The organism is Petrimonas mucosa, from assembly GCF_900095795.1.
Taxonomy (GTDB): Bacteria; Bacteroidota; Bacteroidia; order Bacteroidales; family Dysgonomonadaceae; genus Petrimonas; species Petrimonas mucosa.
In genome coordinates, this window is the sequence record NZ_LT608328.1 from 333143 (window position 1) to 348547 (window position 15405).

Here is a 15405-nt window from a genome sequence, read left to right on the forward strand (position 1 = left end):
TTTTGTACCTATTTACAAAAATCTGCGAAAGTGACTTATTTTCTGTCAAAACATAAAAAGTCGGATAATTATTGCTTCAATTCATTTATTGATACTATTTTTGTATTTCAAAGTGATTGTTTCTAATGTTATCACTATAAAATCCGATTTTTTATGAATTGTGAAGAAGTAATGAGTCTTCTGAAAAGACGTTTTCCAAACGAACCTGAATATCTTCAGGCTGTAGAAGAAGTGGTTGAATCCATCGAAGAGGTGTACAATCAACACCCTGAATTCGAAAAGGCCAATCTTCTCGAACGGTTGATCATCCCCGACAAAATCCATACCTTCCGCGTTACCTGGGTGGATGACAACGGTAACGTGCAAACCAACATGGGATACCGTGTACAGCACAACAACGCTATCGGGCCCTATAAGGGCGGTATCCGTTTTCATGCATCCGTATCACTTTCCATCTTGAAATTCCTGGCGTTTGAACAGACGTTCAAGAATGCACTTACTACACTCCCGATGGGTGGGGCCAAAGGGGGGTCGGATTTTTCGCCTCGCGGCAAGTCCGAAAGCGAGGTGATGCGTTTCTGTCAGGCCTTCACCGAAGGTTTGTGGCGAGTGATCGGGCCGGATACCGATGTGCCTGCGGGTGATATCGGTGTAGGAGGCCGAGAGGTGGGATATATGTTTGGAAAATACAAAAAACTGGTCGGCGAATTTACCGGCACCTTCACCGGGAAAGGTCGTGAGTTTGGCGGGTCGCTTATCCGTCCGGAGGCGACTGGTTATGGTAATGTCTACTTTCTCCTGGAGATGTTGAAAACAAGAAATATCGATATAAGGGGAAAGAGATGTCTGGTATCCGGGTCGGGCAACGTGGCTCAATACACATGCGAGAAGTTGATCGAAATGGGAGCCATCCCTGTCACACTTTCCGATTCTGACGGATATATCTACGATCCGGATGGAATTACCAGGGAAAAGCTGAGTTTTGTAATGGAACTGAAAAACCTCTACCGTGGACGAATTCGTGAATATGCAGAGGAGTTTGGTTGCAAGTATGTCGCCGGCGCTCGTCCCTGGGGTGAAAAAGGCGATATTGCGTTGCCTTCCGCCACACAGAATGAAATTGACGGTGACGATGCCAGGGCTTTGGTTGAAAATGGAGTCTTTGCGGTTTCCGAAGGGGCCAATATGCCGAGTACACCCGAGGCGATCGAGATTTTCCAGCAGCACAAGATCCTCTATGCACCGGGCAAAGCTGCCAACGCGGGTGGAGTCTCTGTATCGGGACTTGAAATGACACAAAACTCGGAACGTTACAGTTGGAGTGCCGAGCAGGTGGATGCCAAACTTAAATGGATCATGGGGAATATCCATGATAATTGCGTGAAATACGGCACCGAACCCGACGGCTATATAAACTATGTGAAAGGGGCCAACATAGCCGGCTTTATGAAAGTAGCCAAGGCAATGATGAGTCAAGGTATTTTGTAATTTTTCCGTTTTGCCATAAATTCAGTTACACAAATTTTTTTTATTCTCAGAATTGCCGTATTTTTGCAAACTGAATTTGCATAAGGATGGTCCGGTAGCTCAGCTGGATAGAGCAACAGCCTTCTAAGCTGTGGGTCGTGGGTTCGAATCCCGCTCGGATCACATTAAATAACAAGCACTTGCGTCAATCCGATGTGGGTGCTTTTTATTTTTATAGCGCTGTTCGGACGCCCTGGCTCGCTAACGGTAGTTAATCCCATACTTCGATCACCATATCAAGCGGCCATCTCTCTTGCCGGGAATTGGGAATTATGTGTTGATTCACTTTCAGTTGGATCAAAAGAGAGATGGATGGAGCAGGAGTGGCCTTCAATCACCATGATGCCAGTTCCCTCCAACTGGGAGTCCCATGGAGTACTCCCCGGAATGCTCACTGGGATCAATTACCACGTCGGTTACCTCATGCATATATCGGTTCTGCATGGTACTGGAAAACGATTTGTTGTGCCTCATCAGGAGACGGCCGAGTACTGGCGTTTGATAAACCGGCTTGGAGATGGTGTGACGAACGATTGGGATTTTTGGGTTTTCCCGAAACGGACGAAGAGGATTCTAAAAGTTATGCTGTAACCGCCCCGCTTTATGATCTCTTTTCAACCCACTACAACAATATCCATATGGCCGGAACACCGGAGGGAAACGCTGCGGATATTGTTATTGGGACACTCGACAGTCCTGAAAAAGCCAATGCCATTGCGGAGGATAAACGTGTCATAATAATTGGCAATGCCGTTTGAGAAAATTGAATACCTTGCTGTCGGGGAAGGAAGGGACAACTATTTCATCTACGTTGCTCAAGCGACTGCCGGAAGCAGCATATCTGTTGGATCAATTGCCCCAAGATGCAGATTCAGAAAATTTCTGTTTACGATAGTATCCTGTCTGTCACTCTCTTGCTGTAGCAAAAGAGGCTAATTCTTTTTCACGCCACTGCAGGGGACTGCATTTCATCTCCTGGGTGAATGCCCTGCAGAAGACCGAGGCCGAACTGAATCCGGCCATTGATGCAACAGCAGTGATGGATAGTTCTGGTCTGCTGATCAGTAGCTGCCGGCTTTCGGCCAGGCGATAACGCATGACGAAGTGATAAAAACTCTCACCGTAACCCTCGTTAAATAGCCGGGAGAGATAGCTTCTGTTGAGTGGCAGTATCTCCATGGCGTCGGTCAGCTTGAAATCTTTCCTCAGGTAGGGTTTCTCATTCTCCATCCACTCCTCCAACCGGGCGGTATATTCTGGTAACCTGATCATGAAAATTGATCTCTTCAGCTTGTCGTTTTCCTCTCCGGTTATACTTTCAGATAGAGGCCCCATCGGTTCTAAGCCGTTTTTACTCCAGCTCCCCTCAACTCGGAAAAAACCCTCCGGGTATGGATTCCTGCGGAAGTAGACCCTGTAGAAAGCATAGAGGAAAAAGAGCAGGAAGATGAAATTGTGCATCAACACGCTTCTCACGTCGTTGCTGAATACCACAACCAGACAAGAGATGGTGATGATCATGTTACTGAAGATATAGTCCTCCAACCACTTTACGTCGATATTCTCCATCGAGGCGAAGTTGTTTTCGCACCACTCCCTGTAGTTGCCCCGGTAGCGGATCATCACCACCAGTCCGAAGAGCGGATAGAAAAGGATGGATAACTTCAACCAAACAGTAATGTTATCCAGCTCATCCATCAGGGTACTCCAGTTATCGATTATCGGGGAGGTTACGTTGAAAATACTGGTGGCTATCAGGTAGATGGCCATGATGACCAGGGTGGGAAGCAACAACAGGAGCGATCTTTTCAGCGTGAGCCATCCCGGGCGGAAGGCTTCAATGGGGTAGAGCAGGAAGAAATAGGCGTAGATGCTGCCATAGAGCAGCATGGGTAAGGAGAGGTACTTGTACTCTACCATTCCTGCATAGCCTGCTACCAGTCCCCTTATCAGCGATCCGAGGTTGGTAACTCCTGCTGCCATCAGGATAAAGGAGAAGATCTTGTCGGCCCTGACACCCTTTTTTTGCTTCATCAACACGAAAGCCCCTGTAAAGCAGACGAGACAGATCATTGACATGAGCGATTGTCTCACGTACCTGAACGTCTCCATGGGGATCGACAACGTATAGCTGTGTCCCAGCCAGAGTATTATGATGGATAATATGTATATTATCAGTCTTTTATTTATGTTGAGCTCATTTGACCCTCTATTGAGGGTGGCAAGTTTCAAATCCATAGTCTGTTCCAGCTTCCGTACCGCATTGAATGACGCTGCCATTACCAACCAATGGCACCTCGCGCATGAAATGTCCGGCAAAAGTATGGAAAATTTACTTATCACAAAATAAATTTACTCAAAGTAAAGATAAATTCACGCAGTGCAAAGAAGGGAAACGGCCTCAAGTCGTTAAATGTGTACCTTTGCAACAATTGAAACAAACATTAATGACCCATTTTTCAGCGGAGGCCGAAAAGCTATACAGAGTAGGCAAAGAGAGTAATTCATTCTTTAATTTTAATTGTTATGAACAACAGAAAGCTTCTTACATTTGTCATTTTTCTGTTTTGCAGCGCCACCATTTCGCTTAGCGCTCAAAACTTCTTCAAGAAGGGAGATCAGATCGTGAATGTCGGTATCGGCCTTGGCAGCTACTATGGCGGTACTGGTTACAGTATGACCGTTCCTCCCCTCTCGGTTTCATATGAAAAGGGTTTGCTCGACGGCCTGTTTGATGGTAAAGGCGCAATTGGTGTGGGCGGTTACCTGGGATACCAGGCCAACAAATGGGAGACTGTATTTTCGGGAAACAGCTACGGCTATAAGTACAACTATATCATGGTCGGCGCCCGTGGAACCCTTCACTACCAGTTTGTAGAGAAGCTCGACACCTATGGAGGCCTGTTGCTTGGATACGATATAGTAAGCAGCAAATTTTTCGGAGAGAGTAGTTACAATCTGGATTCGGCTACCGGTAGCGGCATCGGTTACTCAGCTTTTGTTGGCGCCCGTTATCAGTTCACCGATAGCTTCTGTGGCTTTGCTGAGTTAGGCTACGGTATCTCTGCCCTTCAATTGGGTATCTCCTTCAGGCTTTAAAAAGAGTCTGTCTTGCCGGATATAATTGCTGTCTGGCCATATCTAACACAATTCTATGAATCAACCATCGAGGCTGTCTCAAATGAGGCAGTCTCTTTTTTTTGGTATGTCGGGCATGGTATTAAGCTAACAGGATGAAAGTTCCTGTATGTGCCGAGTTGATAGGAAACATTAGTGATTGGCAAAGGTGTTGCGGGCGTCCGCAAATCTGAAAGAAGCCATTAGCAAATCTGCAGTTCTGACGAACAGAAACCAGATATAAGGCTCATTTGAGCGGGCAACCGAGCCATAGATTGGGAACGCCCAAAATTCAACCGTAACTCAACGTGAGTAAATCAGGCAGAACTCAGAGAAAGTTTAGTATCTTATCCCGAGAGGTCTTGCAGAGGCGCACCAACAGTGCACGAACAACAGCGATGTTGTTTTCACCTTTCAAGAAGTCAGCAGAAGACATAGTATTCGGTGTGTGTACACCATCGAAGAAGGTCTGAATCTTTTAATTTAAGGAGCAGTTAGTTCAAAATTTCTTTTATGGCGCAACCGCAAGCGATAACGTACCAATATGACCTGTTTAGTGAGCAGCGTCAGGATGTTATCCGCCCTTTTCCCACGAGTGAAACCGTATGTGGAGCTTCGGGAACAAAGGCGTTTCAAGTAAAAGAAGCAGGCGAACAGGAACGAACCTTAACCCCCGATTTAATGAGCTTGGTGTTGTCTCACGACAATATCAAGGCAGCCTACAAACAGGTAAAACGCAACAAAGGCGTTGCGGGTATTGACCAAATGCCGACAGGAGATTTTGCTGAATGGTATTCTCAAAATGCAGAAACGTTGCAAAGCGAACTTCACAACGGCGCTTACCAACCGCAAGGGGTAAAACAGGTCGAAATCCCGAAACCCAACGGCGGCAAACGCAAATTGGGTATCCCGACGGTAACGGACAGGATAATCCAACAAGCGATTTCCCAGGTGCTCAATCCTATTTACGAACGAAAATTTTCCGACCACAGTTATGGTTTTCGCCCCAACCGCAATGCACACCAAGCATTAAAGAAAGGCAGCGAATACGTATCAGAGGGTAGAGTAATCGTTGTAGATATGGATTTGAAAACGTTTTTCGATGTGGTCAACCACGACCGTTTAATGTATCTGCTATCAACCACCATCAGCGATAAAACGCTTTTGTGGCTGATACGCAAATACCTTCAAAGCGGTATACTGATAGACGGGGTTGTAAGCCAACGTACCGAAGGGATGCCGCAGGGCAGTCCTCTTTCACCCTTGCTGTCCAACATCGTTTTAGACGAACTGGACAAAGAGTTGGAAAGGCGGGGACACAAATTTGTTCGCTACGCGGACGATTGCAACATCTACGTACGCAGCCAACGGGCAGGCGAGAGATTGTTGGCATCGATAAGCGTATTTATCGAAACCAAGTTGAAATTACTAGTAAACAAAGAGAAAAGCCGGGTATGTCCGGTCAATCACACCAAATTCTTGGGCTATACCATTCAAAGGGATGGCAGTCTGAGCATAGCCAACGAAAGTGTAAAACGCTTTAAGGAAAAGGTACGGAAGTTAACCAAACGCAATAGGGGCGTGAATTTTGAACAAATTATTGTGGAACTCGAACCTGTGATGCGCGGTTGGCTTAACTACTTTCGGCATGCACGCTGTAAACGCCTGTTGGAGAATATAGATTCTTGGATACGGCGAAAACTTCGGTGCTATCGCTTAAAGCAATGCAAGCGTGTAATTACGCTTCAGCAATTTTTGAAAAGCCACGGTGTGGAGACTTGGCAAAGTTGGATATTGGCTCTTTCGGGGAAAGGGCTTTGGTGTAAATCGGGATGCCCGCAAGCGCATCAAGCCTTGTCCAACCGGTGGTTCAACGATGTAGGTCTTTACAATCTCTCATTAAATTATGCAAGGTTAAACCATTAAAAGAAACCGCCGTGTGCGAGAGCATGCACGGTGGTGTGAGAGGGCGGGGAAGTAATCCCCCTACCTACTCGATTACTTAATCATGGAGATATCCAGCGGAATCTGAATGGCGACAAGAAGATCTGACTGACGGTGAAACAGACTTGGAAATTACATTGAAATGGTATACTTTTGGACGAAATAAACTGATGTACAGATAGGGCAAGCGTTGTTGGCCGATCAGGATGACCATCTTGCACGGAAAAACTGTCTATTTTTTAAGTCTCTTGGAAAGCTTTACGATTGAGTGGGCGCGGAGATTGCCAAGGGTCCCCTTATCGGCTGGATGCTCCGGCATGACTACTTCACTTGGCTGACTAGACCGGGAGCAGGGTCGAGCGTTACTCGTTGAGGGTGATTGCATGCTGGAACTCTTGTTATCTGGAGTGGATGCCTTCCAGGCTGTGGTGGTTGAAATGGAATAGATTGAATCATGAAAAGAAGAATTTATTGGGTAGCAGCCCTTTTATTATCCAGCTGCGTGCTGCTTGGGCAGGATCTTTCATGGCTGAACGATTCGGCAACAGTAAGGTTTGCCCGACAGCTGGTTCTGTTTCCACAGGAGAAGATCCACGTTCAGACGGACAAGCCAGGCTACCTCTCGGGCGAGCGGATCTGGTTCCGTGCGCACGTGGTGAATGCGCTGGATAACCGTCCCTCGTTTCTGAGCCGTTATGTCTACGTTGAGCTGGTCAACCCCTTCAACGAATTGGTGAAACGAGTCAAGATCCGTCCCGACAGTGCGGGGGTGTTTGCCGGACATCTTGATCTGGAGGAGGAGCTTCCCGAGGGGGACTACACGTTAAGGGCATATACTTGGTATGGCCGCAACCGGGGAGAGGAGGGTTTCTATAGAAAAACTGTACGTGTCATGGACCCCTACTCCCTGCAGATGGAAGTGGTAACCGATTTTACTCTCAAGGAGAATCTGTTTGAGGTGCTCTTCCATTTTGTGGATCGTGAGAGCGGAGAGGCCATTGTGCCGGAAAAAGTGACGGTCTGTCTCGCGGGCACGGAGCCCAAAACGCTGAGGCCAGACAAAGAGGGAGCATTCGAAACCTCTTTCCGAAAATCAGGATTGAAAGAGAGTCGCAGCATGCTGCTGGGAGTCGTCAGGGAAGGTAGGAAATACAACCGTTACTATACGGTGCCCTCTGCGGCGGACGATATAGAGATCACCTTTTTCCCCGAAGGCGGCTATCTTGTGCCGGGACATACCTGCCAGGTGGCCTTCAAGGCTGTAGGCCCTTCGGGACTGGGCGAAGAGGTCAGGGGAGTGATCTGTGATTCCAAGGGTGAAGAGGTGACCTCCTTCCGCTCTGCCATGATGGGAATGGGGACCTTTGGCCTGTTTGTTGTGCCCGGTGAGACCTATCACGCGGTTTGCGAAACTGAAGGAGGTACCATCAAGAGGGTGGATCTGCCGCTCCCGGAACCCCGGTCGAGGATGATCGCCATGCGTCAGGTACGCGGGCAGGCCATTGTCTCCTTGCTGGAGGGTACTGAATCAGGTGGCGGCCCAGTCTCGTTGCTGCTCCATAACAAAGGAGTTGTCCTCTATCACGAACCGTGGGGCCCTGGAAGGGAGAGTCTCTCGTTTCCCTCCTCCCTCCTTCCATCGGGCGTCTCAAGCATCCTGCTGCTTGACGAGAATCTTAACATCCTCAGCGAACGGATGTTTTTCAACCTGAACGAGGTGGATTTTGCCCGGGTAACCCTCCGTGATACCCTCCCCTCCTACAAACGCAGGGAACTTGTCTCCCTCAGGCTTCAGCTGGAAAATAGCGGTGATACCACCTCTTACAGCAACATGGCCATCTCTGTGGTGGATGCAAATGCAGTACCGACAGACAGTGTGAGCAGCCTTCTCTCCACGCTGCTGCTTGCGTCGGAGTTGAAGGGCTATGTGGAGTCACCCGCCCGCTACCTCTCGGAGGGAAAGCTCGAAACGGCGGCACTTGACGCCTTGATGATGACCCAAGGATGGCGGAGGTATGACATTCCCCGTGTGTTGAAGGGAGAGGCGGATACTCCTGCCATCCTTCCGGAGCAGTATCAGGAGATCAGCGGCAGGGCGATAGCGATGCTGTTGAGCAAGATGGAGGGCGGAACCGTGAGTCTTATTGCCAGACTCGACTCCCTACTCAGTATGGAGACCACCACAGCCGACAAGGAGGGGCGTTTCCTTTTCAGGGTGGAGTATCCGGAGGGAACCGAAATTATAGTACAGTCGATGACCAGCAAGGATCGCCGGAATAACATCCTTGAACTGGACAGTGTGGCCTATCCCGACCTTGCCCATGCCGCACTGGTGACAAGGGGTGGACTGGAGAGAGCTGGAAGGGCCGGGGCGAGCGTGAGCAGAGACAATATCGACGCTTACCTCAGACAGGCCAACGAGGAGTACTTCCGGAAATATGGGGTGCGCACCGTCATGCTTGAAGAGGTGACAGTAACAGCATCAACGGTGAAACCATCCAAGGAATCGATCTGGTACTCGCCTCTCACCGCCTCTTCCCTCATGACAGCCGAGGATATCAACAAGAGGAATTTCAGCAACATACGATCATTGCTTTACACTCTCCCCGGAATCGTGGTCCGCAATGGTGAGACGGTAACCACCACCCGCTCAGACAGGCCTGTGTTGATTGTCATCGATGACATACCGATGCCTGAGTACGATGTGATGGACATGAATGTGGAAGATATCGACAACATCTTTGTCATCAAAGATCAAACCTCCATCTTCGGGAGTTTCTCCGGCACGAGTGGAGCACTGGTTATCACCACCAAGTCCGGCTTTGTACAAAAAGCCAAATCGCACAACATCTGCAGGTTCACGCCACTCGGTTACCAGCAGCCCGCAGAGTTTTACTCTCCCCGGTATGATACTCCGGAACTGCAGAGTTCTCCGGAACCCGATTATCGCACTACCATATATTGGAAACCTGATGTCCACTTCTCGACAGAAGGCGAGGCTCTGGTAGAGTTCTACACGGCTGACACGCCGGGAAACTACCGGATAGTCGGCGAAGGGGTCACCGGCTCTGGAAAAATCATCACTTTTAACCGGGAGATTACCATAGAGCGAAGCGTCAGATAGAATGAAAACAATCCTGTTCTATCCGCGCATGAAGGGTTACTGACCACCTTCGCTCAACCGTAGGGGAACGACCGTAAAATGGAAACGGTTGCAGTGAGAGTGATATCTCTCTTTAATTGCCTCGGTCTATTGAAGAGGGTAGGGCCAATGCCAACTGAAATATCTGCCAGGGAGATGTTGGATGGGGTGAAAAAGCAGTTTTGAGACACTCCTGTTGCAAACTGCATGATTTCCATCCATCTCTTTCATGGAGTTAATAACCTGGACCCGAGAGAGGGTTAAGTATGAAAGATGATTCTTGCATGGAGCCGGGTATCGCTCCCTCTCCATAAGGCAATGACAAGATGAATTTTAGAACAAATCATACTGGTGATAACTTTACCAGCCGTTGTCGCAATGGGCTTTTCGTGGATTTAAAATCTATTTTTAAAGCAGATTGGGATAACCCCCTCGCTAGTTAAAATTTCTACAAAATATAGCCATTATAATTTAAATTTTGCAATTTTGTCATGATTTATTGAATTGTCTAGTTGACAAAATGGTGATGAACAGAGATGATTTTGAAATAATATACCTGAAATACTACAATGTGTTGAGGATATTTGCGTGTCGCATCGTCGGTGACGATTCCGCCGCAGAAGATATTATTCAAGATGTCTTTGCAGAATTATGGAGTAATAGAATGAGTCTCGATTTTTCCAAATCGATAAAACCATACCTATATAGAGCTGTTCACAACCGAAGTCTCGATTTTTTAAAACTTTCTGATAATAAAAACGTTACCATCTCCAATCAAGAAGACCTGCTCGAACAAATACTCTATACTACTTTTACATCTCATGATGAGTTGTCATTCAATGATATTGAGAGCTATATATTGGAGTGTGTTGATCAATTGCCCGAAAGGTGCAAGGAGGTTTTCCTTTTGAGCAGACACGACAATCTAAAAAACAGGGAGATAGCCGAAAAACTGAAAATCAGCATAAAGACTGTAGAAAAACATATATCATCGGCTCTGCAAACATTGAGCAACCATCTTAAAAAGAGGGGCTACAGATCGTAAGGTCTCCTGGATAGCGACGAGCATGCCTGCACCGGCCATTCAACAAAAAACATAGTCATTTTATAAAATAAATGAAATTTTAGGTAGGGTATTTCTCTGCATAGTCGTGTTAGGGATATAACACATAAAAGGAGAATTGCTCTATGCTATCCGAACTATCTAATCCAAATGGCTATGACATCCTGATTGTCAAGTATCTTGATGATGATATCTCTTCCGAAGAGAAGGAACTTTTAAGGAATTGGATTCTTCAATCGAAAGAGAATGAGAATTATTTCAGGGATTATGTATCCATTTGGGAAGCATCCAATATCATATTGCAAGACAAGAAAAATGCACAAATTAAACTGGAAGAGTTCAATCAAAAACAGAGCAGGCTCAGAAGGCGCAAATTGATCAGCTGGGCAACCAGTTCAGCAGCTGCAGTCATGCTGCTTCTTATTACACTTCAGTTCTTCACTCCCTATCAATGGTTTGGGGAAAGGGTTCAAACCTTTACCTCTGAAAACAGCAAAAAGGAGATAGTATTGCCAGACGGTTCACATGTTTGGCTAAACGCCAACAGCTCTATCAGCTATGCAAAGAGCTTTGAACGGTCACGCAAAGTAAAATTGACTGGTGAAGCACTTTTTGACGTGGTGAAGTCGGCGGGGAAAAACTTCACGGTTGAAACGTCAAATATAAAAATTGAAGTATTGGGAACAGTTTTCCTGGTAAATGACAAGGCAGGATCTGATATCACTGAAACAGTACTGGAGTCTGGGCTGGTAAACATAACCATCAACGGCACAGGTGAGGATTTCAACCTGAAACCTGGTGAACTGTTTCAATACAATAGTACAGATGAGAGTTCAACTATTGAGCAGGTAAACGCGAGTTCATATACCGGATGGATTGCAACCAGTCTCTCATTTACAAACATACCCATGAGCGAGCTGATTATTCAGCTGGAGAAATGGTATAACATTGATATTGTCTGCAACAACAAGAGTATTTTGAATATACCTGTTTCCATTACCATAGATGATGAGCCGCTGGAAGAGACCCTATTTCTGCTGTCACAGATTGTTTCATTAAGTTGGAGTGCAGAGAGTGTAAACAGGATAATATTGAATTAGAATATCGCCTTAACAACTATTTAACTATCATAAATCATCAAAAACCAATGAGCCTATGAGTAATATTGAGAATAAGTGAGCAAATCTAATAAAATATACTTTTAGACGATTCCTGAAACAAGCAACCTGATTTAAAACAGCATTAACATTTAATTGATTAGAATGAAAAATTGTTTATTGTTAAAATTGGAAAGCAGAAAAAAACAACTTCTATTATTAGGAGTATTGTTGATTGCTGCGAACATAAGTGCAATGGCACAGAGAGGAAGCATCGAACTACACTTGAAGGGCAAAACTCTGTTAGAGGTACTTACTACCGTTGAAAATCAAACCGACTATAAATTTGTATATAACAACAAGGAGGTAGATGTAACACGGAAGATCAATATCGATACTGAATTTGAGTCGATAGATGAGTTTACAAGTACCATATTAGGTGACTACAATGTCACGGTAAGAGGGAATAATATCATCATTACTCCTAAAACTTCCTTTGCCGGCACCAATGTGCTGATGTCTCAGCAACCTGCGCAAAGAAATGTAATTGGGCAGATTGTTGATGCAGAGACTGGAGAAAGCATCATCGGTGCAAACATCTGGATCAGAGAAAGTGCCAGGGGAACTGTTACTGATATTGATGGAAATTTTTCCATACCCATATCCAACAACTCAACTGTTCTTGTGGTAACATACATTGGATATGAAGAGCTAGTGATAGAGGTTGGCAGCAGGACAAACCTTGGCGTCATTCAATTGAAAGCTTCACAAGCAACTCTCGATGAAGTGGTTGTAGTTGGTTACGGAACACAGACAAAAGAGAGTGTTATTGGTGCAATATCTACCGTCAGCATTGATGAACTGAAAGTGCCTAGCAGCAAGATAAGCAACGTTCTGGCAGGTCGTCTTGCCGGAGTTGTATCGGTAACACGTACAGGTGAACCTGGAGCTGGATCGGAGTTCTATATCCGTGGTATTTCAACATTTGGTGCAAATAGAAACCCATTGGTGCTGGTTGATGGAATTGAGAGAAGCCTTGACCTGGTTGACCCTGAAGATATCGAGTCATTTTCTGTCTTGAAGGATGCTACGGCTACAGCCGTTTATGGAGTCAGAGGTGCCAATGGTGTCATACTGATCACAACAAGAAATGGCATGGAGGGCAGACCCAAAGTGAATTTAAGGGTTGAAAAGGGGTTCACCGGCCCGACCAAACTTCCCAAGATGGTAAATTCGGCCCAGTTTGCCGAATTGTACAATGAAGCATCAAACAGCAACTACTACACTTCGGAGGTTATAGACCATTATATGAATGGTACGGATCCTGATCTATATCCCAATGTTGACTGGGTTAAAAGTCTTTATGATGATTTGGCTCAGAACACCCGGGTGAATGTGAACATTTCTGGTGGTGGTAGTCTGGCACGATATTATATAGCCGGATCGCTTTATGATGAAGGATCCATCTTCAAGACAGAACAGGCCAATACCTATGATTCATCACTGAATTACAGGAAGATCAACTTCCGTGCAAATGTGGACCTGGACCTGACTTCAACCACCATACTCAATGTAAATCTGGCCAACGTATATGAAACAAGACGCCGGCCGGGAGCATCGATGGGTGATATCTGGTATTATGCCTTTGCAACATCGCCCAATGCATTTCCAGACCGTTATTCCGATGGCAAATTCTCCGGTCCCCAATCTGGTTCGGGCTACAACCCATATAACCTGTTGATGCATTCGGGATATGCAAACGACTACTGGAACTCGGCCCAGTCCCTGATAGGTGTGACACAGAATTTAGGCGATCTGGTAACTCCTGGATTGAAGGCCAATATTAAATTTTCATGGGATGCCTATAACTCCGGTACCATAACCAGGGACTTCAACCCTCAGCAATGGCTTGCAACAGGACGAAATGAGCTTGGCGAAATTGAATATAACGAAACCAACAGAGGGCAGGAGTCGCTTGGCTATTCAAGGGCGCTGGATGGACGTCGCACCTACTATCTGGAGGGTTCAATCAATTACGATAAGGTGATTGCTGACAGGCATAGAATTGGATCGCTGTTGCTATATAACCAAAAACAGACCAACTATCTCAATGCAGGCGATGGAATTGGAAGTTTGCCATACAGGACCCAAGGTATTGCCGGCAGGGTAACATACTCATTTGATGACAAGTATTTTGCCGAATTCAACATGGGTTATAACGGCAGTGAGAACTTTGCTCGCGGACAAAGATTTGGCTTCTTCCCTGCTGGTGCAGTTGGCTATCTGATTTCTAATGAAGATTTCTGGGCTCCGCTTGCCGATGTTGTGGATGTATTGAAATTCAAATCCTCTTATGGCCTTGTAGGTAATGATCAGATTGGTGGTGGACGCAGGTTCATTTATGAAGAAACGATCATTACCGAAGGCAACAATTACAGCTTTGGGAGCACAGGCCAGTACGCACCGGGCAGAATCAGGATGGGAGAGCCTGCAAACCCGTATGTAAGCTGGGAGCGGGCTTATAAATTCAATGTTGGAGCTGAAATAAAGTTCTTCAATGCTCTCAAGATCGAAACGGACTATTTCCATGAAAAGAGAGAGGGCATCTTCATGCAAAGAGCCGGGCTATCCGACCTGGTGGGCCTTTCTACAACACCATGGGTCAACGTTGGTAAGATGGAGAATCAAGGTTTTGATGCTTCATTGCAATTTGACAAGAAAGTTGGTGAAGTTCAGTTATCAGCATTGGGCAATTTTACCTATTCACAAAACATAATTATTGATAATGATGAGCCCGACTGGAACTACAAGTATCGAAACAGGATCGGCAAACCATATGGTCAACCGTTTGGATTGGTAGCACTTGGACTTTTTGAGAGTCAGGAAGAGATAGATAATAGCCCCAAACAAGATTTTGGACCTGTTCGTCCCGGTGACATCAAGTATCTTGATGTTAATGGTGATGGTGTTGTAGACACCTCGGATGAAATTGCAATAGGATATCCGGCTGTTCCACAGGTGAACTATGGTTTCGGCCTGAATGCCCAATGGAGTGGTTTTGATGCGTCGGTATTCTTCCAGGGGATTGGCAGAACATCCCTGTTTGTGAGTGGAGGTTCCATATATGGATTTACTTCCGGTAGTTTGACCCGCTCGGCAATCAATGAAGATGTCTACCTTAACAGATGGACAGTAGATAACCCCAACCCCAATGCGAAATATCCGCGCCTGGATATCCAGAACAACCAGAACAACAATCGGACCTCTACATTCAGAATGCATGATGCAAGCTTTTTACGCTTGAAAAATGCAGAAATTGGTTATACATTACCCCGGAAGGTTACCGAGAATTTTTATGTCAGCAACCTGAGAGTTTACATGTCAGGCGTCAACCTCCTTACATTCAGCAGATTCAAACTATGGGATCCGGAAAGAGGCGGCGGTGAAGGTGCTGCTTATCCTCCCAACAGGATGTTTACACTTGGTATTAATGTCTATTTTTAATGAATACATTT

The 15405-nt window shown here is 46.0% G+C and carries 9 protein-coding genes and 1 tRNA gene; 9 read left to right on the forward strand and 1 reads right to left on the reverse strand.

Annotated elements, in window-relative coordinates; genetic code table 11:
* Positions 1-153 precede the first annotated feature (153 nt).
* The 3 genes from ING2E5A_RS01360 (at position 154) to ING2E5A_RS15875 (ending at position 2118) form a co-directional block, all read left to right on the forward strand.
* Positions 154-1488, forward strand: a complete 1335-nt coding sequence (locus ING2E5A_RS01360) for an NADP-specific glutamate dehydrogenase (protein ID WP_071135863.1) — start codon at positions 154-156, stop codon at positions 1486-1488.
* 88 nt (positions 1489-1576) lie between these two features.
* Positions 1577-1650, forward strand: a tRNA-Arg gene (locus ING2E5A_RS01365).
* A gap of 30 nt (positions 1651-1680) precedes the next feature.
* On the forward strand, positions 1681-2118 hold the full coding sequence (locus tag ING2E5A_RS15875) for a sugar-binding domain-containing protein (RefSeq protein WP_154670003.1): 438 nt from the start codon (positions 1681-1683) through the stop codon (positions 2116-2118).
* A gap of 315 nt (positions 2119-2433) precedes the next feature.
* Here the strand turns inward: ING2E5A_RS15875 and ING2E5A_RS01375 are convergent, their stop codons facing one another.
* Positions 2434-3807 carry an AraC family transcriptional regulator gene (locus ING2E5A_RS01375; RefSeq protein WP_231960409.1) on the reverse strand — a complete coding sequence of 458 codons (1374 nt, stop codon included), beginning with the start codon at positions 3805-3807 and terminating at the stop codon, positions 2434-2436.
* Positions 3808-4053: 246 nt separating this feature from the next.
* Here ING2E5A_RS01375 and ING2E5A_RS01380 point away from each other — a divergent pair, with 246 nt between their 5' ends.
* The 6 genes from ING2E5A_RS01380 (at position 4054) to ING2E5A_RS01405 (ending at position 15394) form a co-directional block, all read left to right on the forward strand.
* Positions 4054-4626 carry a hypothetical protein gene (locus ING2E5A_RS01380; protein ID WP_083373116.1) on the forward strand — a complete coding sequence of 191 codons (573 nt, stop codon included), beginning with the start codon at positions 4054-4056 and terminating at the stop codon, positions 4624-4626.
* 531 nt (positions 4627-5157) lie between these two features.
* Positions 5158-6570, forward strand: coding sequence for a group II intron reverse transcriptase/maturase (gene ltrA / locus ING2E5A_RS01385; RefSeq protein ID WP_197678512.1), 1413 nt, complete (start codon positions 5158-5160; stop codon positions 6568-6570).
* A 472-nt stretch (positions 6571-7042) separates the two neighbouring features.
* Positions 7043-9712 carry an MG2 domain-containing protein gene (locus tag ING2E5A_RS01390; protein WP_083373117.1) on the forward strand — a complete coding sequence of 890 codons (2670 nt, stop codon included), beginning with the start codon at positions 7043-7045 and terminating at the stop codon, positions 9710-9712.
* Between the two features lie 544 nt (positions 9713-10256).
* Complete coding sequence (locus tag ING2E5A_RS01395; protein WP_161941923.1) at positions 10257-10775, forward strand: RNA polymerase sigma-70 factor; 519 nt, start codon at positions 10257-10259, stop codon at positions 10773-10775.
* Between the two features lie 143 nt (positions 10776-10918).
* Positions 10919-11893, forward strand: coding sequence for a FecR family protein (locus ING2E5A_RS01400; protein WP_071135867.1), 975 nt, complete (start codon positions 10919-10921; stop codon positions 11891-11893).
* Positions 11894-12145: 252 nt separating this feature from the next.
* Complete coding sequence (locus tag ING2E5A_RS01405) at positions 12146-15394, forward strand: SusC/RagA family TonB-linked outer membrane protein (RefSeq protein ID WP_154670004.1); 3249 nt, start codon at positions 12146-12148, stop codon at positions 15392-15394.
* Positions 15395-15405: the final 11 nt, after the last annotated feature.

Bases quoted from the DNA above. Each gene is read 5' to 3' on its own strand.
- ING2E5A_RS01360 (WP_071135863.1), top strand. From the start codon at position 154: ATGAATTGTGAAGAAGTAATGAGTCTTCTGAAAAGACGTTTTCCAAAC.
- ING2E5A_RS01400 (WP_071135867.1), top strand. From the start codon at position 10,919: ATGCTATCCGAACTATCTAATCCAAATGGCTATGACATCCTGATTGTC.
- ING2E5A_RS15875 (WP_154670003.1), top strand. From the start codon at position 1,681: ATGTGGGTGCTTTTTATTTTTATAGCGCTGTTCGGACGCCCTGGCTCG.
- ING2E5A_RS01405 (WP_154670004.1), top strand. From the start codon at position 12,146: ATGGCACAGAGAGGAAGCATCGAACTACACTTGAAGGGCAAAACTCTG.
- ING2E5A_RS01375 (WP_231960409.1), bottom strand. From the start codon at position 3,807: ATGGCAGCGTCATTCAATGCGGTACGGAAGCTGGAACAGACTATGGAT.
- ltrA (WP_197678512.1), top strand. From the start codon at position 5,158: ATGGCGCAACCGCAAGCGATAACGTACCAATATGACCTGTTTAGTGAG.
- ING2E5A_RS01395 (WP_161941923.1), top strand. From the start codon at position 10,257: ATGAACAGAGATGATTTTGAAATAATATACCTGAAATACTACAATGTG.
- ING2E5A_RS01390 (WP_083373117.1), top strand. From the start codon at position 7,043: ATGAAAAGAAGAATTTATTGGGTAGCAGCCCTTTTATTATCCAGCTGC.
- ING2E5A_RS01380 (WP_083373116.1), top strand. From the start codon at position 4,054: ATGAACAACAGAAAGCTTCTTACATTTGTCATTTTTCTGTTTTGCAGC.